At 65.7% G+C, this 23619-nt stretch carries 21 protein-coding genes; 11 read left to right on the plus strand and 10 right to left on the minus strand.

Annotated elements, in window-relative coordinates:
• The first annotated feature begins 80 nt into the window (after positions 1-80).
• Positions 81-989 carry a prohibitin family protein gene (locus ACTJK4_RS00195; protein ID WP_260803791.1) on the plus strand — a complete coding sequence of 303 codons (909 nt, stop codon included), beginning with the start codon at positions 81-83 and terminating at the stop codon, positions 987-989.
• A gap of 61 nt (positions 990-1050) precedes the next feature.
• On the opposite strand, the gene argC is transcribed toward ACTJK4_RS00195, so the two are convergent.
• Positions 1051-2064 carry an N-acetyl-gamma-glutamyl-phosphate reductase gene (argC, locus tag ACTJK4_RS00200; RefSeq protein WP_440815165.1) on the minus strand — a complete coding sequence of 338 codons (1014 nt, stop codon included), beginning with the start codon at positions 2062-2064 and terminating at the stop codon, positions 1051-1053.
• Between the two features lie 115 nt (positions 2065-2179).
• Positions 2180-2965, minus strand: a complete 786-nt coding sequence (locus tag ACTJK4_RS00205) for an exodeoxyribonuclease III (protein ID WP_232041663.1) — start codon at positions 2963-2965, stop codon at positions 2180-2182.
• 32 nt (positions 2966-2997) lie between these two features.
• Here ACTJK4_RS00205 and pyrE point away from each other — a divergent pair, with 32 nt between their 5' ends.
• Positions 2998-3675, plus strand: a complete 678-nt coding sequence (pyrE, locus tag ACTJK4_RS00210) for an orotate phosphoribosyltransferase (RefSeq protein ID WP_004635818.1) — start codon at positions 2998-3000, stop codon at positions 3673-3675.
• 110 nt (positions 3676-3785) lie between these two features.
• Here the strand turns inward: pyrE and ACTJK4_RS00215 are convergent, their stop codons facing one another.
• The 4 genes from ACTJK4_RS00215 to ACTJK4_RS00230 form a co-directional block, all read right to left on the minus strand.
• Positions 3786-4613, minus strand: coding sequence for a polyphosphate kinase 2 family protein (locus ACTJK4_RS00215; RefSeq protein WP_232041661.1), 828 nt, complete (start codon positions 4611-4613; stop codon positions 3786-3788).
• 62 nt (positions 4614-4675) lie between these two features.
• A complete protein-coding gene (gene dapF / locus ACTJK4_RS00220; RefSeq protein ID WP_260803789.1) occupies positions 4676-5557 on the minus strand; it encodes a diaminopimelate epimerase in 882 nt (293 codons plus the stop codon).
• An 89-nt stretch (positions 5558-5646) separates the two neighbouring features.
• Positions 5647-6540: a lipid A biosynthesis lauroyl acyltransferase gene (locus ACTJK4_RS00225; protein ID WP_232041659.1), complete on the minus strand. Its 894-nt coding sequence runs from the start codon at positions 6538-6540 to the stop codon at positions 5647-5649.
• 13 nt (positions 6541-6553) lie between these two features.
• A complete protein-coding gene (locus ACTJK4_RS00230) occupies positions 6554-7402 on the minus strand; it encodes a lysophospholipid acyltransferase family protein (protein ID WP_440815171.1) in 849 nt (282 codons plus the stop codon).
• A gap of 239 nt (positions 7403-7641) precedes the next feature.
• On the opposite strand from ACTJK4_RS00230, the gene metK reads away from it, so the two are divergent.
• Both metK and ACTJK4_RS00240 read left to right on the plus strand, forming a co-directional pair.
• Positions 7642-8832, plus strand: coding sequence for a methionine adenosyltransferase (metK, locus tag ACTJK4_RS00235; protein ID WP_232041657.1), 1191 nt, complete (start codon positions 7642-7644; stop codon positions 8830-8832).
• A gap of 121 nt (positions 8833-8953) precedes the next feature.
• Positions 8954-9835, plus strand: coding sequence for an AraC family transcriptional regulator (locus ACTJK4_RS00240; RefSeq protein WP_440815175.1), 882 nt, complete (start codon positions 8954-8956; stop codon positions 9833-9835).
• Positions 9836-9839: 4 nt separating this feature from the next.
• Here the strand turns inward: ACTJK4_RS00240 and ACTJK4_RS00245 are convergent, their stop codons facing one another.
• On the minus strand, positions 9840-11825 hold the full coding sequence (locus ACTJK4_RS00245; RefSeq protein ID WP_440815177.1) for a phosphatase PAP2 family protein: 1986 nt from the start codon (positions 11823-11825) through the stop codon (positions 9840-9842).
• A gap of 233 nt (positions 11826-12058) precedes the next feature.
• On the opposite strand from ACTJK4_RS00245, the gene ACTJK4_RS00250 reads away from it, so the two are divergent.
• Positions 12059-13207, plus strand: a complete 1149-nt coding sequence (locus ACTJK4_RS00250) for an HPP family protein (RefSeq protein ID WP_232041654.1) — start codon at positions 12059-12061, stop codon at positions 13205-13207.
• 7 nt (positions 13208-13214) lie between these two features.
• On the opposite strand, the gene ACTJK4_RS00255 is transcribed toward ACTJK4_RS00250, so the two are convergent.
• The gene (locus ACTJK4_RS00255; RefSeq protein WP_260803784.1) at positions 13215-13829 is read right to left on the minus strand and encodes a glutathione S-transferase; all 615 of its coding nucleotides are present in this window, start codon (positions 13827-13829) and stop codon (positions 13215-13217) included.
• Positions 13830-14069: 240 nt separating this feature from the next.
• Between ACTJK4_RS00255 and ACTJK4_RS00260 the strand changes: the two genes are divergently transcribed.
• From ACTJK4_RS00260 to ACTJK4_RS00270, 3 genes are all read left to right on the plus strand, one after another.
• Complete coding sequence (locus ACTJK4_RS00260) at positions 14070-16253, plus strand: response regulator (RefSeq protein WP_440815181.1); 2184 nt, start codon at positions 14070-14072, stop codon at positions 16251-16253.
• Between the two features lie 71 nt (positions 16254-16324).
• Positions 16325-17230 (plus strand): RNA polymerase sigma-70 factor, encoded by a 906-nt coding sequence (locus tag ACTJK4_RS00265; protein ID WP_440477013.1) that lies wholly within the window; start codon positions 16325-16327, stop codon positions 17228-17230.
• A gap of 135 nt (positions 17231-17365) precedes the next feature.
• Complete coding sequence (locus ACTJK4_RS00270; RefSeq protein ID WP_316881665.1) at positions 17366-17836, plus strand: carboxymuconolactone decarboxylase family protein; 471 nt, start codon at positions 17366-17368, stop codon at positions 17834-17836.
• Between the two features lie 73 nt (positions 17837-17909).
• On the opposite strand, the gene ACTJK4_RS00275 is transcribed toward ACTJK4_RS00270, so the two are convergent.
• Complete coding sequence (locus ACTJK4_RS00275; RefSeq protein WP_440815185.1) at positions 17910-18458, minus strand: N-acetyltransferase family protein; 549 nt, start codon at positions 18456-18458, stop codon at positions 17910-17912.
• Between the two features lie 219 nt (positions 18459-18677).
• Between ACTJK4_RS00275 and ACTJK4_RS00280 the strand changes: the two genes are divergently transcribed.
• On the plus strand, positions 18678-20210 hold the full coding sequence (locus ACTJK4_RS00280) for a beta-propeller fold lactonase family protein (RefSeq protein WP_440815188.1): 1533 nt from the start codon (positions 18678-18680) through the stop codon (positions 20208-20210).
• Positions 20211-20316: 106 nt separating this feature from the next.
• Here the strand turns inward: ACTJK4_RS00280 and ACTJK4_RS00285 are convergent, their stop codons facing one another.
• A complete protein-coding gene (locus ACTJK4_RS00285) occupies positions 20317-21951 on the minus strand; it encodes an acyl-CoA synthetase (RefSeq protein WP_316870263.1) in 1635 nt (544 codons plus the stop codon).
• 193 nt (positions 21952-22144) lie between these two features.
• Between ACTJK4_RS00285 and ACTJK4_RS00290 the strand changes: the two genes are divergently transcribed.
• A complete protein-coding gene (locus ACTJK4_RS00290) occupies positions 22145-22843 on the plus strand; it encodes a Crp/Fnr family transcriptional regulator (RefSeq protein ID WP_137910952.1) in 699 nt (232 codons plus the stop codon).
• 102 nt (positions 22844-22945) lie between these two features.
• Positions 22946-23617: an AraC family transcriptional regulator gene (locus ACTJK4_RS00295; RefSeq protein WP_322017119.1), complete on the plus strand. Its 672-nt coding sequence runs from the start codon at positions 22946-22948 to the stop codon at positions 23615-23617.
• Positions 23618-23619: the final 2 nt, after the last annotated feature.

Raw genomic sequence — 23619 nt, forward strand, 5'->3', positions numbered from 1 at the left:
AGCAAGCGGGCCGTTGCGTAAGCAGCGCCCGCCCCGCCAGCCACACCTCAGAAGCAAACCAACAAGCAAGGGGAACCCTCATGCCTCAAGTCACGGCAAGCAAGCTGCCGGTCAAACTGCTCGCGCTCGTCTTTGGCGCCATTGCGGCGCTGGCCATCGGGCGGACTTTCCTGCTGAACTGGCAAATCATTCCGCCCGGCTACACGGGCATCAAGATCAACCGACTCGTCGATCGCGGCATCACGCATGAAAACGTCGTCACCGGGTTCGTGTTCTACAACCCCGTGCAGACGGCGATCATCCAGTACCCGACGTATGTGCAGCGCGTGATCTGGACGCAAGACGTGAATGAAGGCCGCGCGCTCAACGAAGAGTTGACGTTCAACACCAAGGACGCCGTGCCCGTGAATGTGGACGTGGCTGTCTCGTACCAGCTCGATCGTGAGAAAGTGCCGGCGTTCTACACCAATTTCCGCGCCGATCGGATCGAGACGTTTACGCACGGCTACCTGCGCGACACCGCGCGCAACGTGATCGTCGCCATCGGCTCCGAATACAACTTTGATGACGTGAACGGCGGCAAGAAGGAAGAATTCGTCGCGCGGCTGACCAACGAGCTGGACGCGCGGCTTGCACCGCTGGGCGTGTCGATCAAACAGTTCGGCATTGTCGGCTCGCTGCGCCCGCCGCGCTCGTTGCTCGATGCGGTGAGCGCCAAGACCAAGGCCATCCAGGACGCGATCCGCACCGAGAACGAAGTGCGCTCCGCCCAGGCCGAGGCCAAGAAGAAAGTGGCGATTGCCGAGGGCGAAGCTGCGGCCAACCATGCGCTCGCCTCGTCGCTGGATGACCGTCTGCTGGCGTGGGAGCGCCTGAAGCTCGAGCGAGCCGCCATCGAGAAGTGGAACGGCGTGACGCCGAGCGTGATGGCGGGCGGCAACGGCGGCGGCATGTTGTTCAACATCCCGGCCGGCGCGCAAACCAAGTAAGCCGCACACCCAAAGAAAAACGCGCCCGAAGGCGCGTTTTTCTTTTCAGCTCAGCTGGCGATCAGCTCGCAAAACCCGGCGCCGCTTCGCGCACGGCGTGCCCGGCACCGGCTGCGGGAATCGGCGCTTCCACGTGCAGGCTCGTCGCCTCATCCACACCCAGGTGCACGTTCATGCATTGCACCGCGGCGCCGGCCGCGCCCTTGCCGAGGTTGTCCAGGCGCGCGGTGACGACCATGCGCTCGTCCGAGCCGAACACGAACAGGTCGGCACGGTTGGTGTCGTTGGCACCCTGCACGTCGAAGAAGCCGTTGTCGAGCGTCGCAACGTTGTCGGCCGGCGCCACGCGGATGAACTGCTCGCCCTGGTAGTAATCGGCCAGCACGCGGGCGATGTCCGTCGGGCTCACCTTGCGCGCCAGGTGCTGCGGGTGCAGGCCGATCGTCACGGCCAGGCCCTTGAGGAAGTTGCCGACCACCGGCGTGAAGATCGGCGCGAGGCTCAGCCGGCTCTGCACGCGCATCTCCGGCAGGTGCTTATGCGCCAGCGCCAGTGCATACGGGCGCGGGCTGTCGAGCTTCGGGTTATTGGCTGCCAAGTAATCGGCAATCATCTGCTTGCCGCCGCCGCTGTAGCCGGTGAGCGAGAACGCGGTGACCGGGTAGTCGGCCGGGACGATGCCCGCATCCACCAGCGGGCGCATCAGCAGCACGAAGGCGCTGGCGTGGCAGCCCGGCACGGCGATGCGCTTGGTGTTGCGCAGGCGCTCGCGCTGGCCCTGGGCCAGTTCCGGCAGGCCGTAGACCCAGTCGTCCGACGTGCGGAACGCGGTGCTGGCGTCGATGATGCAGGTGTTCGGGTTATTGACCAGCGAGACGGCCTCGCGCGAGGCGACGTCCGGCAGGCACAAGAATGCGATATCGGCGGCATTCAGGAATTTGGCGCGCTCGGCGGAATCCTTGCGCTTGTCGTCGGCGATACGCAGCAGCTCGATATCGTCGCGCTGCGACAGATAGTCGAGCAGGCGAAGGCCGGTGGTGCCTTCCTGACCGTCGACGAAAACCTTGAATGCCATGGTGATCTCGCTAAAAAACTGGGGGCCAAAGACAACGCCGGCAAGCGGTGCCGGCGCGTGAGTTTTGCATTGTAGCGGCTGACGGAGAATTTTCTGCGGCAGCGCAATAAAGTGCCTACCAGTGCACCTTGGCGTCGTAATCAATCGTCAGCGGCGCGTGGTCGCTGAACTTGATGTCCTTGAAGATCGACGTGCGGCGCGCGGTGGCGGCAATGCCCGGCGTGGCGATCTGGTAATCGATGCGCCACCCGACATTCTTTGCGTATGCCTGGCCGCGGTTGCTCCACCAGGTGTACTGCTCGGGGCGCTGATCAAGCGTGCGGAACACATCCACATAGCCGACCTCGTCGAACAGCTTGGTCAGCCACGCGCGCTCTTCGGGCAGGCAGCCGGAGTTCTTCTGGTTGCCCTTCCAGTTCTTGATGTCGATTTCCTTGTGGACGATGTTGACGTCGCCGCACAGTACGACCTCGCGGCCCTTTTCGTGGCGCAGGTCTTTGAGGTGCTCCATGAACAGGTCCATGAAGCGGAACTTGGCCTGCTGGCGCTCTTCACCGCTGGAGCCCGACGGCACGTAGACCGAGATGATCGACAGCTTGCCGTAGCGGGCTTCGACGTAGCGGCCTTCGGCGTCGAATTCGCCGTTATCGAAACCGACGATGACTTCGTCCGGCTTGTGGCGCGTGTACAGGCCTGCGCCGCTGTAGCCTTTCTTCACCGCATGCTGGAACACGCCGTGGTAGCCGTGCGGCGCCAAGAATTCTGGCGTCATGTCGTCTTGCGCGCATTTCAGTTCCTGCACGCAGACGAAATCGGCGTCCTGCTTGCCCATCCATTCAAAAAAGCCTTTGCTGGCAGCGGAGCGAACGCCGTTGAGGTTGGCGGAAATGATGCGTAACATGGCGGGACTTTTTTGCAGACCAGAGAAAAAAGATGAGCCAAAACAGCGAGTTGCGCCAATCCTTCATCCGCTTTGCGGTGGAAGCCGGCGTGCTGTCGTTCGGGGAATTCGTGACCAAGGCGGGGCGGACGTCGCCCTATTTCTTCAACGCCGGCAAGTTCGCAGACGGTGCGCTGCTGGGCCAAGTCGCGCAATTCTATGCGAAAACCCTGCTGGACTCGGGTGTCGAGTTCGACATGCTGTTTGGGCCGGCCTACAAGGGGATCACGCTGGCGTCGGCCACCGCAGTCGCGCTGGCGGGCCTGGGCCGCAATGTGGGTTTTGCGTACAACCGCAAGGAAGCCAAGGACCACGGCGAAGGCGGCAGCCTGGTCGGCGCGAAGCTGCAGGGCCGGGTGGTGATCGTCGATGACGTGATTTCCGCCGGCACCTCGGTGCGCGAGTCGGTTGAGCTGATTCGCGCTGCTGGTGCGACGCCGGCCGCCGTGCTGATCCTGATGGATCGGATGGAGCGCAGCGGCAACGCTGTGGATATCGGCGAGCGCTCTGCGGTGCAAGATGTGCAGGCTCAGTACGGGATGCCGGTTGTGTCGATTGCCAACCTCGACGACCTGTTGGGGTATCTCGATAACGCGGGCGATCCCGCGCTGGCAGGGTATCGGGAGAAGGCTGCGGCTTATCGCGATAAGTACGGCGTTAGCGCGATTTAAAGTTTTGGTGTTGTTGGAAAACCCCGGTGGAAGTGGTTCACCGGGGTTTTTGTTTTTTGGTTTGGCCTTTGGTACATCCCCTGCAGGGATGGACCAACAAGGCCCAACAACTACTCGATCTTCAACCCCGTAAACGCCGGATTCCCCGCCGGATACTCCGGCTTCAGCCGCTCCATCACCTGCAGCAGAATCTCCGCCACCATCAGGCTGCGATGCGACTTGGAATTCGCCGGAATGATGTGCCAGGGCGCGTGCGGGGTTGCCGTGGCATTGATGGCATCTTCATAGGCGGTCATGTAGCCATCCCAGAGCTTGCGTTCTTCAATGTCCGCCATCCCGAGCTTCCAGTGCTTTTGCGGATCGTCGATACGCTCCTGCAGCCGGTCGCGCTGCTCGTCCTTGGAGATATGCAAAAAGCACTTGATGAGGGTGGTACCGGTCTCGGCCAGCATCTGCTCGAACGCGTTGATGTGAGCGTAGCGGCGCTTGCACTCGGCGGCATCGATATCGCCATGCACGCGAGTGACGAGCACATCTTCGTAATGGCTGCGATTGAAGATGACGATCTCGCCAGCGGCCGGCACCTGTGCGTGTATGCGCCAGAGGAAGTCGTGCGCCAACTCCAGCGGCGTGGGCACCTTGAAGCCCACCACGCGCAGGCCGAGCGGGTCGAGCGCACGGAACACCGTGCGTACTGTGCCATCCTTGCCGGCGGTGTCCATGCCCTGCAGCACGACCAGCAGCTTGCGCCGGTGCTCAGCGTAAAAAATGTCCTGGAGTGCCTCTATGCGCGCGGAGAGTTCGGCCAGCCGCGCCAAGTCACCCGCCTTACTGCCCGTGGTACACGGCTTGGCGGCAGGATCGAACTTGGCAATCTTGAACTTGCTGCTGCCGTCGAAATACCAGGAGTCAATCGGGTTCTTGCCGCTGGATGCCACGGTACCTCCTTGTTGCCTTGTTGTTCTGACGTACGCGCCGGCCGCCGTGCGGTATCCGCGTATCAATGCGCGGCGGCGGTCAGCTTGAGTGCATCGAGGTCCAGCGTGCCTTCAAAGACGGTTGTGGCGGGGCCCGTCATCATGACCGGCTGGCCGACGCCCGCCCACGCGATGGTCAGGTCGCCGCCATGTGTGGCCACCTTGACGGGCGAATCGATCAGGCCGCGGCGGATGCCGGCCACCACCGCTGCGCACGCGCCGGTCCCACAAGCAAGTGTCTCGCCCGCGCCGCGCTCGTACACGCGCAGGCGCACGGAATGACGATCGACGATCTGCATGAAGCCCGCATTCACGCGACGCGGAAACACGGCATGCGATTCGATCAGCGGGCCGTCTTCCAGCACGGGAAAGGCCTCCGTGTCGTCGACGATCTGCACGGCGTGCGGGTTGCCCATCGACACCGTGGACAGCCATTCAGTCCGGCCGTTGATCTGCAGCGCGTGCTGCGTGTCGTCGCCTTCGACGCGGGTGGGCAGCCCTTCAGGCAGAAACGGCAGGCGCGCCGCCTCGAACACCGGCGCGCCCATGTCGACTGTGACCTGGCCGTCGTCCTGCATCGTCAGGGTGGCGATGCCGTTCATGACTTCCACACGCACGGTGCGCTTGTCGGTCAAACCTCGGTCGGTGACGAACTTGACGAAGCAGCGTGCGCCGTTGCCGCAGTGCTCCACCTCGCCGCCGTCGTGGTTGAAGATGCGATAGCGGAAATCGACGTCGGGCCGTGTCGAACGCTCGACCAGCAGCAGCTGGTCCGCCCCCACACCGAAGTGGCGGTCGGCAATGGCAGCCCATTGCTCGGGCGTGAAGTCGATCGGGGTCTGGATGCCGTCGAGCACGACAAAGTCGTTGCCCGCGCCGTGCATCTTGGTGAAGTGCAGTTTCATGGCGGGCCGCACAGATGCGGCGATGAGCGTTCGTAAAACGCCCATTCTAAAGCGAGCCGGCCGCGGTTGCCCCGGGCCGGCCCCCGGCATCAATAAATGCCCGGCATGCCCTCGGGGCGGTGCTTGAAGCGCTTGTGCACCCAGTAATACTCGGTGATGCGCGGGCGGATCGCGTCTTCAAAGAAGGCGTTCATGCGGCGCGTGTCGGCGGTCAGATCGCCGGTGGGGTAGTTCTCCCACGCGGGCAGGATGCGCAGCGCATAGCCCTCGTAGTTGGGCAGGATCTCGGTGTACATCGGGATGACCTTGGCGCCCGTCATCGACGCCATGCGCGGAATGGCATTGAGCGTGAGCGCCGGCACGCCAAAGAACGGCACGAACTCCGAGTCGCGCTCGCCGAAATCCATGTCCGAGATGAGCTGCAATGCCTCGCCGCGCTTGATGGTGCGCATGATCTGGCGGATGTTTTCGTTGCGCGACACCATGGTCGCGCCAAAGCGGCTGCGCAGCGCCTTGATGGCATCGTCCAGCACCGGGTTGGCCATGCGCGTGTATAGCGAGCAGCCTGCGTTTCCCACGTGCTTGCGCAGGTAGTCCGTCAGCGCCAGCGCGCCAATCTCCACGCCCGACAGATGTAGCGTCACGAGAATGTGCGGCTGGCCATGCAGCGCCGGCAGGTTGGCCTGGTCGTCGATCTTTACCACGCGCATCAGGCGCTTTTCCGATGCGAACCACGCAAACGAGCGCTCGGCAAAGCTGCGGAAGACCTTGCGGAAGACGTCGTGCGCCATAGCTTCGCGCTCGGCGTCGGACTTCTCGGGAAAACACGCGCGCAGGTTGGCCAGCACCACGCGGCGGCGGCCATTGGGAATGCGGTACAGCAGCCCGCCCAGGCCTTCGCCAAAACGCGCGACAAAACCGTACGGCAGGAAGGACAGCAGCCACAAAAAGCCGAGTCCGAGTTTGGCAGAGAAACGTTCCATAAAGGCAGCAGTGTCAGGCAACGGGCGGAGCGTCCGCGCCCTTAGGATGCTTGTAGCGGTTGTAGCCCCAGAGATATTGCGTCGGCGCCACGGCAATCAACTTTTCGATGGCGGCGTTGATGCGCGTGGCGGCCTGCGTTGCGTCTTCGGGCAGATCGCCGATGTTTTCCACGTGCAAGCGGTAGCCCGCGCCGCGCGGCAGTCGCTCTGCAAACAGGGCCACGACCGGCGCACCTGTCAGGCGATGCAAGCGGTGCACCAGCGTCATCGTATAAGCGGGCTTGCCGAAGAACGGCGCCCATACGCCCTCGCCGCCGGTGGGTGTCTGGTCGGGCAGGATGCCAATGGCCTCGCCGCGCTTGAGCGCGCGCACCAGCATGCGCACGCCGCGCGGGTCTGCCGGGGCCATCTGCATGTTCGGCCCCGCGCGCATGTGCTCGATCCAGGTGCGCAAGCTTTCCTTGCGCGGTGGCTTGAACAGCGAGGTGACCGGATGCTCGCGCGCATAAGCCTGCGGCAGCACCTCGAAGCAGCCCAGATGCGGCGTGAGGAAGATCAGGCCGCGCCCGTCGGCAAGCGCGCGCTCAATAATGGTTCGGCAGACGTCGAACAGGTGCGGAGCGACGTCCGCCCCGTTCTTGCGCACCCAGAAGTACGGCATCTCGAACACCATCCGGCCGGCGGAGCGCCCGGCCTCCTTGAGCATGGCGGGCGTAACGTCGGGATAGGCGTGGCGGAAGTTGGCGATGAGCCGGTCGTGATAGCGGCCGGGCACCTTGGCGGCCAACGCTCCCAGCCAGCCGCCCAGCGCCTGCAGCACTGACAGGGGCAGGCGAGAAAACAGCCAGTAGAGGAAGGTCATGCGTGCGTACGCTGCAATGTGTTGGTCGCAGTCGACAGGGGAGCAGGGTCTTGGCAGGCCTTGCTGCGGCCCCGAAAAGTGCCGCGTATAATAGCGCGATTCGCCGAGTTAACTGACAACTTGCGGGGCGAATCCTTGCTTGGCCACAAACCTCGGCAAGGTTGCTAAATACCGCTAAAGCGTCGCCGGCCGTGGCTTAACGGATTGGCAACGTGATAGCCAATCTGGAGCTAACAGCCGTGTCAAACGACTTCCTCTTCACCTCGGAGTCGGTCTCCGAGGGCCATCCCGACAAGGTCGCCGACCAGATTTCCGACGCCATCCTGGACGCCATCCTCACCCAGGACAAATATGCGCGCGTCGCAGCAGAAACGCTGTGCAACACCGGCCTGGTGGTGCTCGCGGGTGAAATCACCACGACGGCCAACGTCGACTACATCCACGTTGCGCGCGAAACCATCAAGCGCATCGGCTACGACAACACCGAATACGGCATCGACTACAAGGGCTGTGCCGTTCTCGTCGCTTACGACAAGCAATCGCCGGACATCGCGCAAGGCGTCGACCGTGCATCGGACGACTACCTGAACCAGGGCGCCGGCGACCAGGGCCTGATGTTCGGCTACGCGTGCGATGAAACGCCCGAGCTGATGCCCTTCCCGATCTACTACGCGCACCGCCTGGTTGAGCGCCAATCGCAACTGCGCCGCGACGGCCGCCTGCCCTGGCTGCGCCCGGACGCCAAGTCCCAGGTGACGGTGCGTTATGTGGATGGCAAGCCGCACAGCGTCGATACCGTGGTGCTGTCCACCCAGCACGCGCCGGAGATGTCGCAAGAGGCCATCCGCGAAGCCGTGATCGAAGAGATCATCAAGCCGGTGCTGCCTTCGCACATGCTGGCGGACACCAAGTACCTGGTGAACCCGACCGGCCGCTTCGTCATCGGCGGCCCGCAAGGCGACTGCGGCCTGACCGGCCGCAAGATCATCGTCGACACGTACGGTGGCGCGGCCCCGCACGGCGGCGGCGCGTTCTCGGGCAAGGACCCGTCGAAGGTCGACCGCTCGGCCGCCTATGCCGCGCGCTACGTGGCCAAGAACGTGGTGGCCGCCGGCCTGGCGCGCCAGTGCCAGGTGCAGGTGAGCTACGCGATTGGCGTGGCACGCCCGATCAACATCACGGTGTACACGGAAGGCACGGGCGTGATCCCGGACGAGCAGATCGCCAAGCTCGTGCAGGAGCATTTCGACCTGCGTCCGAAGGGCATCGTGCAGATGCTGGACCTGCTGCGCCCGATCTACGAAAAGACCGCCGCGTACGGCCACTTCGGCCGCGAAGAGCCGGAGTTCAGCTGGGAAGCGACCGACAAGGCGCTGCTGCTGCGTGAAGCAGCCGGCTTGAGCGGCGAGCCAGCCAAGGCGTTTGCCTAAGGCCACGCACGCTGCCGTAAAAAAACCGCCTCTCGGGGCGGTTTTTTTACGGCATCCAGCAATTGCAGTCAGGCATGCCAAGGAGCGCACCGCTACCGTATCGCTACCCAGGAGCCCCATATTGACCACCGCCACCGACCGCTACCTCGCCCGCTTTCGCGCCGTGCTCGCATACATCGACGCGCATCTGGAAGACACGCTCGACGTGGACGGGCTGGCCAACGTGGCGGCGTTTTCCAGCTACCACTTTCACCGCCAGTTCTCGTTGCTGTTCGGCATGAACGTCGGGCGCTATGTGCAGTTGCTGCGCTTGAAGCGGGCCGCGCATCAACTCGCCTATCGCGACGATGTGCGCATCACCGACATCGCGCTGGCGTGCGGGTACGAAGGGCCGGAAGCATTTGCGCGGGCGTTCCGCAGGCAGGCGGGGCAATCGCCATCGGCATTTCGGGCGGCGCCGCAGTGGGCGTCCTGGGCCACCGATCTACAGGCGCTGCGCGCCCTCAGGCGCCACCACATGCCCGCACAACCGCAAACCCAATCCGTCGAGATCGTCGAGCGCGAAGCCGTGGCCGTCGCCGCCATCGAGCACCGCGGCGACCCAGCGCGCCTGGGCGAGACTATTCGCACGTTCATTGCCTGGCGCCGGGAGCATCGGCTGCACCCGAGCGTTTCGGCCACGTACAACGTCGTCTACGACAACCCGGACGATGTGCCGCCCGAGGCGTTTCGCATGGATATCTGCGCCGCCACGCCCGCGCCGGTCGCACCCAATGCTGCGGGCGTGGTGGCCAAGACGCTGGCAGGCGGCCGCTACGCCGTGCTGCGCCACACGGGCTCAGACGACACGCTCGGCCAGAGCGTGGCGTACCTGTATGCCGATTGGCTGCCGGCCAGCGGCGAGGAATTGCGCGACGCGCCGTTGCTGTTCCAGCGCGTGCGCTTCTACCCCGACGTGCCTGAGCACGAAGCCGTGACGGACGTGCTGCTACCGCTTAGATGAACGATCAGGCGTCCAGGTGGATCTGGATGCCAGCAGCCGTATAAATGGCCGTGGCCTTGAAGCCGTCCACCACCACCGTCGAGAACTGCCGGTTGCTGCCGGCGCCATCCACCACGGCGATGGTGTCGCCCACCTTGGGCGCGTAGCCGTTCACGAACTTCACGTGCAGCGTGCCGCCGGCAATCGTGGTGAGGCCGGCCACGCTCAGCTTGCCCTGACCGTTCGGGCCGATGGCCAGATCAAGCGTGGTGCCCTGCAACTGCGTGAACTTGCCCGCAATGGCCACCGCCGCGGGCGCGTTGACCGCCAGCGTGCCGGCGCCGACATACACATCGCCCGTACCGAATGCGTTGGCCGAATCGGCTTCCAGCACGCCGCCTGCCACCTGCGTGCCGCCGGTGTAGGTGTTGGCGCCGGCCAGACGCAGCCGGCCGGTGCCTTGCAGCGTGAGCTTGCCTGCGCCGGAAATGGCGTTGCGCCACGTATCGGCCGCGTTGAAGCCGCCCTGCGTTGCATCCATCGACACGATCACGTTGCCGTTGAACGCGCCGTAGCCGTCAGCCGCCGCGAACAGGTTGAGGCGGCCCCAGCCTTCGGCGTCGTCGAGCACGGGGTAGCCGGACGCCAGCTCTGTCGTCTTCAGCACCACGCGACGCTGGTCGGCGCTCAGGTACGGGAAGCGCGTTTCCAGCAGCACCTCGGCGCCCTTGGGCACCACCGGTGCCAGCGTCGTCGCGCCGATCTGCGTGAAGCCGAACGTCATGCGGCGCGTGAAATTGGCCTGGTTGGTGGCGTAATCGGCAAAGCGGTCGGTGGCGGGCGTGCCGGACTGGGCGAGTGCCGGGAAGGTCGTGGCATCCGTGCCGGTCTGCGCCATCAGCGCGGTGTGCGCCTGCGTGAAGGCCGCCGCCTTCAGCGTGGCGTTAGCCGGGTCGGCCAGGTTGGCCGCCGCCGCAGCGATGCCGATCATGCGGCCGGACATCACGTCCAGCGGTGAATGCATGCCGGCCAGGATGCGGTTCTCGCCGAGTTCCATGCCGCGCGCCAGGATCTGCTGGAAGCGCTCCGGCACAAGGTACGCCATCGCCACGGTATCGCGCACCGCTTCGGCCGAGTGGCCGCTGATGAAGCCGCCGTCGGTCGTGGGCGTCGGGCTCTCGGCCGGCACCAGCGTCGGCACGACGACCACGCTGCTGCTCCAGCGGTACGGCCGTGCGTATTTGTAGAAGCGCTTGGACGGCTCGGTGGAGGCGTTGTTGCCCACCGTGTTGATCAGGTCGACCACCTTGCCGAAGGCGGTATTGCCGCCCGAGGTGCCCACGCCCGTGTTGTTGCCACTGTCGTTGTAGAGCACGGTGGTCGCATCGGCCGGCACGGTGGTGATCGATGTCGTCTGCTGCGCGAGCGTGCGCCACGCGGTGGTGAGCGGCCCCATGCCGTCGGTCACGCTGTAGCCCTTGCCGCGGCGGTCGTCAAAGTACGCCGCATCGGCCTGCACCTGCGTGCGGTTGGTGGTGGCGTTCACCACGTATTGAACGTTTGCGTTCAAGACCGGCAGATTGAGCTGCGTGCCGCCGGCCGTGCCGTCATTGGGCAAGCCCGTCCACGTGGAAGCGACCACCGCCGGGAACGACCCGTTGGCCGGCGCACTCACGCCGGCATCGACGATTTCCGTCAGCGGCTGCCAAAGATCGAGAAAGCGCGTGAACAGGCGCACACCGGCGTTGGTGCCCAGCGTGGCGTAGCGCGCATCGCCGCGCTGGTTGGTGGCGATGTTGTCGACGAACGGCGGTACACCGCTGGCCACGGCCGCCGTGTCGACAAAGCCCGGGTCTGCCGGCGGCGCGGGAATGGCTTGCGTGGTGGCGACCGGCGCCGAGGTGGTGTCCTCGCCGCCACCGCAGGCGGTAAGCGCGAGGGCGCCGAGCAGCGCAACGAGGCTGGAGCAAAGACGCGGGCGAGAGAACGCAGGGCGAACAGTAAAGGACATGGTGCGGCGGGCTTGCAACCCGGAGAGAGCGCTGGAAAGCCCAGCAGTCTCGGCACGTCCCATGAAATAACCGTGACGTTTCGTTGACAAATCCGCGTGATCTGCGCCCTACATTGGAGCGTTCCGCGCCATGACAGCGCTGACAGTGCTTTATGTCACAGAGTGATACAATCGCCGGCTGCGTTTTTTGACTTTGGTGAAGCCTCGTCCGGGCAATCGCCGTCCCGTCGACCATGTCCGCTTCACCCCTGCATCCCGCCCTGCGCCGCTGGCTCCACAGCTTCATTCCCGCCCCCGTGACGGTGCGCTGGAGCGAACGCGTCCGTTCCGCCGTCGGCGCACTCGTCGGCATCCTCTTTACCGGCACGATGATGAAGATGGTGCCGGGCGCCTCCACGCTGATCCCGTTGCTGGTCGCGCCAATGGGCGCCTCGGCCGTGCTGCTGTTTGCGGTGCCGGCCAGTCCGCTCGCGCAGCCGTGGTCCATCATCGGCGGCAACCTGGTGGCGGCCACCGTGGGCGTGACGTTCGGGCTGCTCGTCGATGATCCGGTGATTGCGTCGGCGCTGGCCATCTCCGCAGCCATTGCCGGCATGTTTGCGCTGCGTTGCGTGCACCCGCCTTCGGGCGCGGTGGCGCTCACCGCCGTGATTGGCGGGCCGGCCGTGCATGCGCTGGGTTATCGCTTCGTACTCGAGCCGATCCTGATCCAGTCAGCGCTGCTGCTGGTGGGCGCACTGGTGTACCACGCTGCCACCGGCCACCGGTATCCGCACGCGCAACGCCTGCCTGCGGCTGAACGTCCGCCCACCGCCGCCGGCTTCACCCGCGCCGACATCGTCGCCGCGCTGCGCCGCCAGAGCGAACTGCTCGACATCGACCCCGAAGACATCGAAGCCGTGCTGCGCGAGATGCAGCTGCAGGCCTACACGCGCACGTTCCACGCGCTCACCTGCGCCGACATCATGACCACGCCGGTGGTCACGGTCTCGGCCGGCACGTCGATCCCGCGCGCACTGCAACTGCTGCGTCAGCATGGCTTCAAGGCATTACCGGTGGTGGACGAAAGTCGGCGCGTGGTGGGCATCGTCACGCGCGTCGACCTGCTTGGCCTGGCGCCGGCAGACATGCGCCAGACGCTGCGCCGCTGGTTCAGCATCGGCGCACTCACACCGCCGCGCGTGGCCGATCACATGAAGACGCGCGTGCAAACCATCGCTGCCACTGCGCCCATGTCGGATCTGGTGCCGATGTTTGCCAGCGCCGGCCACCACCACATTCCCGTGCTGGATGCGGATGGCCGGCTGGCCGGCATCGTTACCGAATCCGACCTGGTGGGCGGGCTGTACCGTCAGGCCAACATCGAGCCGCAGGCGGCCTGAGCGGCCATCAAACCGCATCCATCGGCAACTCGCGGAACGCGCTCAACTGCTCCGCCGCCGCCGAGTACGCCACCAGGCGCGGATAGTCCGCTGCCGGCACGCGGTCCGGCACCATCAGCTGGATGAAGGCCCAGGCCACGGCCACCGTCACGCCGGCCTGCGTCAGCTCATTCTGATCCACCGGCAACGGCGCATCCTTCCACTCCGCTTCCAGCGCCCCCAACGCCGCCAGCAGTTGGCTGTGTACCCGCTCGACCCACGGCCCGTGCACCTTCTCGGTCGGGCGCAGGTTGTGTTCATAAACGATCTGCACCGCCTTTTCGCACGCGGCCAGCGCCAGGCCGATCACGCGCAGCGCATGCTGCCGTTCGGCAATGGCGGCGGGCATCAGGCTGCGGCCCGACAGCGCTTCTGCGTAATCGATGATGAGCGTGGAGTCGATCAGCACGGTGCCGTCGTCGCACACCAGCGTGGGCGCCTTGACCACGGGGTTGATGGCGCTGAACTGATCGAAATGCCGGAACACCGACACCGACGCGTGCTCGAACGGCAGCCCGAGCAACTTGAGCGAAATGGCCGTGCGACGCACGTACGGGGAATCAAGCATGCCGATCAACTTCATGGAATCTCCTGGGAGTGTGGGCGTGTGGTGGATGGAAACCTTGATGCGAAGCGCGCTGCTGCGCGGGTACGGATGCTCATGATAGACAGCCCTCGCAAAGCGTGCAGGACACCTCGGGCACGTTTTCTGCGTGCACAGGATCGCTTTGAGCCGTCTGAATGCGGACACCGGCCGGGCACCCGATTTTCTAGAATGACCGCGACTCGGGTGCACTGTGCCGCCCGTCAGACAGGAGACCTTATGCCGTTTCTCGCGCATCACCATGACTGCCTCGGCTGGAGCGGTGAGATGGCGCAGCGCGTGCAGGCATTCGATTGGGCTTCCACTGAGCTGGGCCCGATCCAGGATTGGCCCCCCAGCCTGCGTGCCGCCGTGCAAATGGTGCTGGCATGCCCGGTACCGCTGGTCATGCTTTGGGGCCGCCACGGCTACATGGTCTACAACGACGCCTACGCCGAGTTTGCCGGCGGGCGTCATCCCTATCTTCTTGGCTGCCCCGTTGAACTGGGCTGGCCCGAAGTGGCCGATTTCAACCGCCATGTCATGGATGTCTGCCTTGGTGGCGGCACGCTGTCGTACCGCGACAAGGAACTCGTCCTGCTGCGCAACGGCCGCCCCGAAGACGTGTGGTTGGATCTCTACTACAGCCCGCTGCCTGACGACAACGGCCGCCCGGCGGGCGTGCTGGCCATCGTGGTGGAAACCACCGAGCGCGTGCAGACCGAACGCGAACGCCAGTCCGCCGAGCAGGCCCTGCGCCAGTTGACCGAAACGCTGGAGCAACGCGTGGCCGATGCGTTGTCTGCCCGCGCTGAAGTGGAAGCGCAATTGCGCCAGGCCCAGAAGATGGAGGCCATCGGCAGCCTGACCGGCGGCGTGGCGCACGACTTCAACAACGTGCTCCAGGTGATTGCCGGCAACCTGCAACTGCTCTCCGTCGAGGCGCCAGGCAACGCGCGCGTGCAGCATCGGATTGCCGCCGCCACGCGGGCCGTACAGCGCGGCTCCACGCTGGCCGCGCAGTTGCTCGCCTTTGCACGCAGGCAGCAGCTGTCTCCGGCAGTCGTCAACCCGACGCGGCTGGTTCAGGGCATGAGCGAGATGCTGCACCGCGCGCTGGGCGAAGCCATCAAGGTGGAAACGCATCTGGCCGACGACTTGTGGAACGTACAGGCCGATCGCAACCAGCTCGAGAATGCATTGCTGAACCTCGCCATCAATGCGCGCGATGCCATGCGCGGCAATGGCGTGCTGACCATTTCCGCCAAGAACATCACGCTCGACAAAACGCAGGGGCAAGGGCGCGACCAGCCTGCCCCCGGCGACTACCTCGTCTTCTCCGTCACCGACACGGGCGTGGGCATGCCGCCCGAAGTGGTCGAGCACGTCTTCGAGCCCTTCTTCACCACCAAGCCTGACGGCCACGGCACGGGCCTGGGGCTCAGCATGGTGTTCGGCTTCGTCAAGCAGAGCGGGGGACACATCGCCATCGACAGCGCGGTCGGGCAGGGCACCACGGTGCGGCTCTACTTTCCGCGCTGCGCAGAGGCGGCCCCGGACGATGCCGTGGAGGTGCACGACACCATCGTCACGCCCATGGGCGGGCGCGAGACCATTCTCGTGGTGGAAGACGATACCGACGTGCGCCTGACCGCCGTCGACATGTTGAGCCAGCTCGGTTACCGCGTGCTCACGGCAGCCAACGGCCAGGCCGCACTCGAACTCATGAACAGCGGCACGCCCATCGACCTGCTCTTTACCGACGTCATCATGCCGGGCCCCATCAAGGGCGGCGAACTGTCGATACGCGCCGCGCAACGCGTGCCGCCGCTACCGGTGCTGCTCGTCTCAGGCTACACGCGTGACGAGGTGCAGCACGACGGCAGGCTGCCGCCCGGTGTGACGCTGCTCGGCAAGCCCTACCGGCGTGACGACTTGGCGCGCATGGTGCGCAACGTGCTCAGCGCCAGCCGCACCGCGCAATCGCAATCGATGAGCCATCCGGTGGCAAGCGACGCTTCACAATCGCCTACGGTGCTGCTGGTGGAAGACGACACCGCCTCGCGCGAAGCCTTGCGGGAGGTGCTCACCACCTTCGGCCTGCAGTGCGTATCTGCGGCCAATGCCGAAGACGCCCTCGCACTGGCGCGCGCGCGCTCCGTGCAGGTGCTGCTGACCGATCTCACCCTGCCTGGCCAATCCGGCGCGGACCTCGCCCGCACGCTGCTGCGCCTGCAGCCGCATGTGGATGTGCTGCTGATGTCCGGCTACGGCACGGAGGCCGAGATTGGCGAGCCCATCCCCGGCGCACGCCTGCTCGGCAAGCCGATCGACCTGGGCACGCTGCAGCAGGCGCTGGCGCCGTGGCTGGCAACGGCGACGGCGACGGCGACCGACACGCAACATGTGACGAACGCCGCATAATCGCCGCACCCTGTCACAACCGACCGCGCCCGCCCGTCTAGGGAGCATCATCCCTAGACGACACCTCCGCCATGACCCAGCGCAGCCCGAGCCCTACCCGCACCGACAGCGAAGACACGATCTTCACCGCCGCCCGCCCCCGCCTGTTTGCGATTGCCTATCGCATGCTCGGCAGCCGGGCCGATGCGGAAGACGTGCTGCAAGACGCCTGGATGCGCTGGCACCAGACCGACCAGACCACGCTGCAATCGGCCGAGGCGTGGCTCGTAACGGTCGTCACCCGGCTGTCGATCGACCGCCTGCGCGCCGTCAAGACCGAGCGCGAAGCCTACGTCGGCTGGTGGCTGCCCGAGCCGCTGGTCGAACCGGAATCCGACGCGCCCTCGCCCGAAGCCGCCGTGGAACTGGCAGGCGACTTGTCGATGGCCCTGTTGTGGGTACTGGAGCGCCTGTCGCCCGAAGAGCGCGCGGCGTTTCTCATGCGACAGGTGTTCGAGCAGGACTACGCGGAGATCGCCGCCCTGCTGGGCAAGACCGAAGCCGCGTGCCGGCAGATGGTGCATCGCGCATCCGACCGCGTGCAGCAGGAACGCCCGCGCTTCGATGTCGCACCCGATGCGCATCGGGATTTGCTTGAGCGCTTTGCTGAAGCCTCACGTACAGGCCAGCGCGATGCCATCCGCGCCCTGCTGGCAGACGACGCGCAACTGGTGGGCGACGGCGGCGGCAAGGTGCCGTCGTTCATGCGCATCATTCAAGACGCCGGCCAGATCACCAAGATCTACTGCGAGCTGGTGCGCGCCATGGGGGATGTGCGCTACGTGCACGCCCGCGTGAACGGCGAACCCGGCCTGCTGCGCTACGTGGGCGGCACGTTGGAATCGGCCCAGTCGTTCGTCATCGAGAATGGCCGCATCGTGGCCATCTACGTGGTGCGCAATCCCGACAAGCTGGCGCACATCGACATCGGCGCATAAAAAAACACGAAGATTTTTTGGCCGGGCTGTCACAACCCGGCCGCGTGGGGCGTCTTCAGGGTATGGAGCGACGCAAGGCAGCCACCCGCCGCCGGCATCTGCTCCTTCATCAACCCAAACCCTCAGGAGCCGCTCATGTCGCAAGCCCCGCGCATTGCCTACTTCCAACTCGCACCGAAGGCGTTCAACCACCTGCTGAACCTGTCGAACGGCCTGCGCCGCGACTTGCTGGGCGCGAAGCTGGTCGACCTCGTGCTGCTGCGTGTGTCGCAAATCAACGGTTGCGCCTTCTGCATCGACATGCACTGGAACGACCTGATCAAGATGGGCGAAGACCCACGCCACCTGAACGCCGTGGCCGGCTGGCGCGAGGCACCGTTCTTTACCGAGCGCGAGCGCGCTGCCCTGCGCTGGGCTGAACTGGTCACCAACACCCCGCACAGCGATGCCAGCGACGAAGAATTCGCCCGGCTGCGGGAGCACTTCAGCGATGAAGAGATCGCCGAGCTGAGCTTTGTGATCGTCACCATCAACAGCTGGAACCTGCTGAACGTGAGCCTGCGCAACCCGGTGCCGCTGAACGCGCCGTATGTTGCAGCGGCGTAACAAGGTCGGCCCCAATACGACGATCGCTGTACAGCAGCGCTTGCGCCCACGCGTAGGCGCTGCGCCTACAGGCTTAACCGTGCAGGAAGCGCACCATCAGCACTTCATCTGCATAGCCGGTGATCGATCTGAGCGCGCGCGGCTCCACGCCATAGGTTTCAAACCCGCAACGCTCGTACAGCGCCAGCGCCGCATCATTGCCCTGCACCACCGACAACGTGAGCTGCTGGACCAACCCCGTTGCCGCCGCCACGATGCCCTCCACCAGCGCTACGCCCACACCGCGGCCGCGCGCTGCCGGCTCCACGTAAAAGCCCCACACAAAACCCTTGTGTGCGAGCCTGGTCATCGTCTGCTGCTTGAACCCGACCATGCCGATGATGCGCGCGTCGCCTCCGCCTGCCGCTGCCGCATAGGCACCCAGCACGATGGTGGTGGCCAGCCGCTCGGCAAAGGCTTCCATCGCGAGCCCAACCTCAGCCTCGTAGGTTGAACCGAATGCATCGGGCGAATCCTTGAGCGCAGCCAGACGAATGGCGCGGTAGTCCGCCACATCGGCCGCATTGGCGGAAGACAGCTGGCGGATCACGACGGCGTTGTGGTTCGGGGTGGCGTTGGACATGGCTGGCAGTGCGTGTGGGCAAGTAGCTGGCAAGAAGCAGAGCAGACGAGAGCCGCCAGTATCGCGCCAATCACATGCACGAGACCTACAGCGCCGCCTCCGTCCATGAAGCCGAGGGCTTTGTCGGTCAATTGGCCTATGTCGGCGTACGAACCCGAGTACCTATGCTTCGGGAAAACGCGAGTCAACAAACCGCGACAACCAGAAACGGGGGAAGCCATGGCCGAGCTTTTGATCGCCCAAGCGCAGCGCAACAGCGGCGCACACGCACAACCCACACCGGCACCAATCCCACCCGACGCCTCCAGACCCACACGTGGCATGCACGGCGTCGCGCTGGTAATGGCCGCCGCGCTGTCGCTGGGGCTTACGGCCTGCGGTGGCGGTGACGATGCCGGTGCCGCGACCCCGCCGACGAATAACAACACGCCGGCACCAACACCATCGCCCACGCCCACGCCCACACCGTCACCGTCGCCAACACCCGCGCCTGCCCCGGCAACCTACTCCGTGGGCGGCACCGTCACCGGCCTGGCCTCAGGCAAATCCGTCACGCTGTTGAACAACGGCGGCGACGCGGTCACGGTCAGCGCAGACGGCAGCTTCCAGTTCGCCACGGCGCTGGCACAGGGCGCACCGTATGCCGCCACGGTCGGCACACGGCCCTCGGGCGAGAACTGCACCGTCACCAACGGCAGCGGTTTTGTCAGCACCAGCAACGTGAGCACCATTGCAGTGGCCTGCGCGCCGCGGCCGCTGTTCGGTTATGCGGTCAACTCCAACGACGGCACCATCTCCGCCTTCACGCTCGATCTGACCACTGGCATGCCCACGGCCATCGGCGCATCGGTGCCCGTGGGGCAAGGGCCGCTGTCGCTCACCATCGACCCGGCAGGCAAGTACGTCTACGTGGCCAACGCCAACGACAGCACCGTCACCACGCTCGCCATCGATGCAGAAACCGGCCTGCTCACGGTGGTCGGCTCGGCCACGCCCACGGGCATGCAGCCGTACAGCATTGCGCGCACGCCCAACGGCAAGTTTGCGTACACCGCCAACTTTGGAGACAACACGCTGTCGGCCTTCTCGGTGGATACCGGCACGGGCGCGCTCACGGCGCTGGCGCCCATCACGGCGGGCAACAACCCGTACACCGTCACCCTGAACAGCGCGGGCACCTTTGCCTACGTGGTGAACGCCGACAGCGGCAACGCCACCGGCACGGCCATGGCGTTCGGCATCAACGCCAGCACGGGCGCGCTCACGCAAGTGGGCAGCGTCGTGGCCACGGGTGGCACGCCGCAGTTCATTGCTGTGAACCCCACAGGCACCTTTGCCTACGTGGCCAACTCGGCAGACAACACGTTGAGCGTGTACAGCATTGATGGCACCGGGGCGCTCACCGCATCGGGCTCACCTGTGGCGACCGGCACCAACCCGTTCTACATCGCCATCGCACCGTCGGGCGGATTCCTGTACGTGGCCAACGTGCTGGACAACACCGTCAGCGTCTTCAGCATCAACCCCGCCAACGGCGCGCTCACGCTGGTCGACACCACGCCCACCGGCACCGCACCCGTGACCGTGCTCGTCAACCCCGCCGGCACCTTCGCCTACGTGGTCAGCGCAGTGGACAACAGCGTCAGCGCGTACGGCATCGACAGCACCACCGGCAAGTTGACCGCCGTGGCCAGCGGGTCAGCCGCCACCGGCAACATCCCGCGCGGGATGGCGATTGTGGCGGTGCCTTGAGGGGTGGCGGCAGATAGGCTGCCAGATACAAAAAGCCCCTCGCCATGGCGAGGGGCTTTTCTCTGCAGGCGGGCAGCGCAGGCAACGCCCACGCCGTCAGCGTGTGTCACACATCAATCGCCGAAGTCGACTTCACCTTGCGGCGCAGCTCGTATTTCTGGATCTTGCCGGTCGACGTCTTGGGCAGCGGCCCGAAGAACACGGCCTTGGGCACCTTGAAGCCCGCGAGCAGCGTCTTGCAGTGGGCGATCAGGTCTTCTGCGGTGGCGGTGGCGCCGTCCTTGAGTTCAACGAAGGCGCAGGGCGTTTCGCCCCACTTGGCATCCGGCTGGGCGACCACCGCAGCGGCCAGCACGGCGGGGTGCCGATACAGCGCGTCTTCCACCTCCACGCTGGAGATGTTCTCGCCGCCCGAGATGATGATGTCCTTGCTGCGGTCCTTGATCTTGATGTAGCCGTCGGGCATGCAGACGCCCAGATCGCCGGTGTGGAACCAGCCGCCGGCAAACGCCTCGCGCGTGGCCTTCTCGTTCTTGAGGTAGCCCTTCATGCAGATGTTGCCGCGGAACATGATTTCGCCAATGGTCTCGCCATCGGCCGGCACCAACTGCATGGTTTCCGGATCGAGCACCGCCACCTGCGATTGCAGGTGATACCGCACGCCCTGGCGCGCCTTCATCGTGGCGCGGTCATGCTCGGGCAGCGTGCGCCATTCGTCCTGCTCGGCACAGACGGCGGCGGGGCCGTACACCTCGGTCAGGCCGTAGACGTGCGTCAGCTCAAAGCCCATGGCTTCCATTTGCGCCAGCACGGCGGCGGGCGGCGGCGCACCGGCCACCATGCCGCGCACCGGCCCGCGCAGGCCCTCGCGCCACGACGGCGGCGCGTTCACCAGCGCGGTGTGGACGATGGGCGCGGCGCAGTAGTGCGTCACGCCCTCGTCGCGCATGAGGTCGAACACCAGCTTCGGCTCGAACTTGCGCAGGCAGACATTCACGCCTGCGCGTGCCGCGATCGTCCACGGGAAGCACCAGCCGTTGCAGTGGAACATCGGCAGCGTCCAGAGATAGACCGGGTGCTTGGGCAGATCCCACTCCAGGATGTTCGATACCGCATTGATGGTCGCGCCGCGATGGTGATAGACCACGCCCTTCGGGTCACCCGTGGTGCCCGAGGTGTAGTTGAGCGCAATTGCATCCCACTCGTCAGCCGGCATCTGCCAGGCGTAGTGCGGGTCGCCCGAGGCGAGGAACGTTTCGTAATCGGTGTCGCCAAACGGCTCGGCCTGCGGGCCCAGGGCATCGTTCACGGCAATCACCTTCAGGCCGGGAATCTCCAGCGCCATCTGGCGGGCCACGTCGGCAAACTCGGTGTCGGCCAGCAGCACGCGGGCCTCGCCATGGCGCAGCATGAAGACCAGGTTGGCGGCATCCAGGCGGATGTTCAGCGCGTTGAGCACACCGCCCGCCATCGGCACTCCAAAATGCGCCTCCACCATGGCCGGCGTGTTGGGCAAGAGCGCCGCCACCGTGTCGCCACGGCCCACGCCCGCCAGCGACAGCGCACTGGCCAGGCGCCGCGCACGCATGTAGGTGTCGCGCCAGTTCTGACGCACCGGTCCGTGCACGATGGCCAGGCGATCGCCATATACATCGGCCGCGCGGGCAAGAAACTCGATGGGTGTGAGCGGGACGAAGTTGGCCGCGTTGCGGGCCAAACCGCTATCAAAATCCGTGGGCATTGCTGTGTCTCCGTGCGCCGGGCGCTGTTGCTTTTTGTTGGGCAACGCTATCATCGGCCGGCTCCCGCACTCTGTCACCCGGATGACAAACCGCCCGAAAACCCGCGCCACTTAAAGGCTGACGGGTTTCTTACAAAGCGAAGGCAGAGCCCCACGCGCCCCCGCCACCCTTGACCGTGTGCCCACGCCTGCCATGACGACACCCCGTGCTCCGACGCCCGCCACGCAACTGCAGGGCCATGCGTGGTTCACCGCGCTTGCGCCTGAACACCAGGCCCTGGCCGCGCGAGAAACCCTGCTGCAGGCCTTCGAGCCCGGCGCCTTCATTGCCCGCCGCGGCGAGCCGTCCCGCTACTGGATCGGCGTCGACACCGGCCTCATCAAGCTGGCCGTGTACACCTCCGACGGGCGCGGCTGCACGTTCTCGGGCGTGCCGGCGGGCGGCTGGTGCGGCGAGGGCAGCGTCATCAAGCGCGAAGACCGCCGCTACGACGTGATCGCCATTCGCGCCTCGCACGTGCTGCTGGTGCCCGAACCCGTGTTCAATACGCTGCTCGCGCAGAGCCTGCCGTTTGCCAGCTTTGTGGTGCGCCAGCTCAACGAACGCATGGGCCAGTTCATCGCCACCGTGCAGAACGATCGCCTGCTGAGCGCCGATGCGCGCGTGGCGCAAGCGATTGCGCAGTTGTTCCACCCTGCCCTGTACCCGCGCACGAGCACTGTCCTGGAACTGTCGCAGGAAGAGATCGGGCTGCTGACGGGGTTGTCTCGCCAGCGCGTGAACCGCGCGCTGCAGCGGCTGGCCGAAGGCGGAATGATCGCGCTGTCGTACCAGACCATCCGCGTGACCGACCTTGAGCGGCTGCGGCTCTTCGGCCTGTCAGAGCTGTAAGCGCCGCGCCCGACTCTGTCACCCGGGCGACATTGCCCCTGTTGCGCGCAGACATAGAATCCTGCGACAGTCGCGCTTCATCCGCCGCCTTATCGGTCTGCCATGCCACTCATCAGCCGCGCCCACGTCCGACTCTCGCGCCTGCGCTTTCCGTTTGCGGTGCGCGTGCAGGCCGAGCTGGGCAGCGCGTGCCTGCGCGATGCCAACGGCCGGCGCGAAGTGCGCCCGGGCGATCCGTTTGTCGTGCCCGCCTTCGCGCATTTCGGTTGCGAGATTCCGGGCACCGCGTGGCAGCCGTGCGCCATCACGTTCAAGGCCGTGCCCGACGCCGGGTGCCCGCGCATGGCTGCGATCCAGCATGACAAGCCGTGGGCGCGTGCGCTGGCCACGCTGGTGTTCGAACACCCGGCACAGGCGTGGAACGCCGCCCTGCTCAGCCACTGCTGGCAGGCCTGCCCGCGCCAGGTGCGTGCGCGGCTGTTTGCGGAAGGGGAAGCCCTGCATGCGCTGGTGCGCGAGCAACGCGCCGCCTGGGCGCTGTACCGGTTGGCGCATACCTGCGGCAATGACGCGCCCGAAGCCGAAGCGCTGCACGCGCTGGCCCGGCGGGCTGGCCTGCGCAACGTACGCACGCTGAACGAAACGTGCGCGAGCCTGTTCGGGGTGGAGCTTGGCGCGCTGGTGACGAGCAACGCAGATGCGGTAAGCGGTGCGCTGCACGGCAATGCGCCTGTGCTGGCGCATTGGGCGCAGCCGCTGGCGATGGCCCTTTAAGC

This window comes from Ralstonia sp. 22111 (assembly GCF_052045895.1).
Classification (GTDB): Bacteria; Pseudomonadota; Gammaproteobacteria; order Burkholderiales; family Burkholderiaceae; genus Ralstonia; species Ralstonia wenshanensis.

Coding starts and splice junctions, on each gene's coding strand:
- argC (WP_440815165.1), bottom strand. CDS start 2,064: ATGGCATTCAAGGTTTTCGTCGACGGTCAGGAAGGCACCACCGGCCTT.
- pyrE (WP_004635818.1), top strand. CDS start 2,998: ATGAGCCAAAACAGCGAGTTGCGCCAATCCTTCATCCGCTTTGCGGTG.
- ACTJK4_RS00255 (WP_260803784.1), bottom strand. CDS start 13,829: ATGAAGTTGATCGGCATGCTTGATTCCCCGTACGTGCGTCGCACGGCC.
- ACTJK4_RS00245 (WP_440815177.1), bottom strand. CDS start 11,825: ATGTCCTTTACTGTTCGCCCTGCGTTCTCTCGCCCGCGTCTTTGCTCC.
- ACTJK4_RS00265 (WP_440477013.1), top strand. CDS start 16,325: ATGACCCAGCGCAGCCCGAGCCCTACCCGCACCGACAGCGAAGACACG.
- ACTJK4_RS00290 (WP_137910952.1), top strand. CDS start 22,145: ATGACGACACCCCGTGCTCCGACGCCCGCCACGCAACTGCAGGGCCAT.
- ACTJK4_RS00205 (WP_232041663.1), bottom strand. CDS start 2,965: ATGTTACGCATCATTTCCGCCAACCTCAACGGCGTTCGCTCCGCTGCC.
- ACTJK4_RS00285 (WP_316870263.1), bottom strand. CDS start 21,951: ATGCCCACGGATTTTGATAGCGGTTTGGCCCGCAACGCGGCCAACTTC.
- ACTJK4_RS00270 (WP_316881665.1), top strand. CDS start 17,366: ATGTCGCAAGCCCCGCGCATTGCCTACTTCCAACTCGCACCGAAGGCG.
- ACTJK4_RS00295 (WP_322017119.1), top strand. CDS start 22,946: ATGCCACTCATCAGCCGCGCCCACGTCCGACTCTCGCGCCTGCGCTTT.
- ACTJK4_RS00250 (WP_232041654.1), top strand. CDS start 12,059: ATGTCCGCTTCACCCCTGCATCCCGCCCTGCGCCGCTGGCTCCACAGC.
- ACTJK4_RS00260 (WP_440815181.1), top strand. CDS start 14,070: ATGCCGTTTCTCGCGCATCACCATGACTGCCTCGGCTGGAGCGGTGAG.
- dapF (WP_260803789.1), bottom strand. CDS start 5,557: ATGAAACTGCACTTCACCAAGATGCACGGCGCGGGCAACGACTTTGTC.
- ACTJK4_RS00195 (WP_260803791.1), top strand. CDS start 81: ATGCCTCAAGTCACGGCAAGCAAGCTGCCGGTCAAACTGCTCGCGCTC.
- ACTJK4_RS00275 (WP_440815185.1), bottom strand. CDS start 18,458: ATGTCCAACGCCACCCCGAACCACAACGCCGTCGTGATCCGCCAGCTG.
- ACTJK4_RS00280 (WP_440815188.1), top strand. CDS start 18,678: ATGGCCGAGCTTTTGATCGCCCAAGCGCAGCGCAACAGCGGCGCACAC.
- ACTJK4_RS00225 (WP_232041659.1), bottom strand. CDS start 6,540: ATGGAACGTTTCTCTGCCAAACTCGGACTCGGCTTTTTGTGGCTGCTG.
- ACTJK4_RS00230 (WP_440815171.1), bottom strand. CDS start 7,402: ATGACCTTCCTCTACTGGCTGTTTTCTCGCCTGCCCCTGTCAGTGCTG.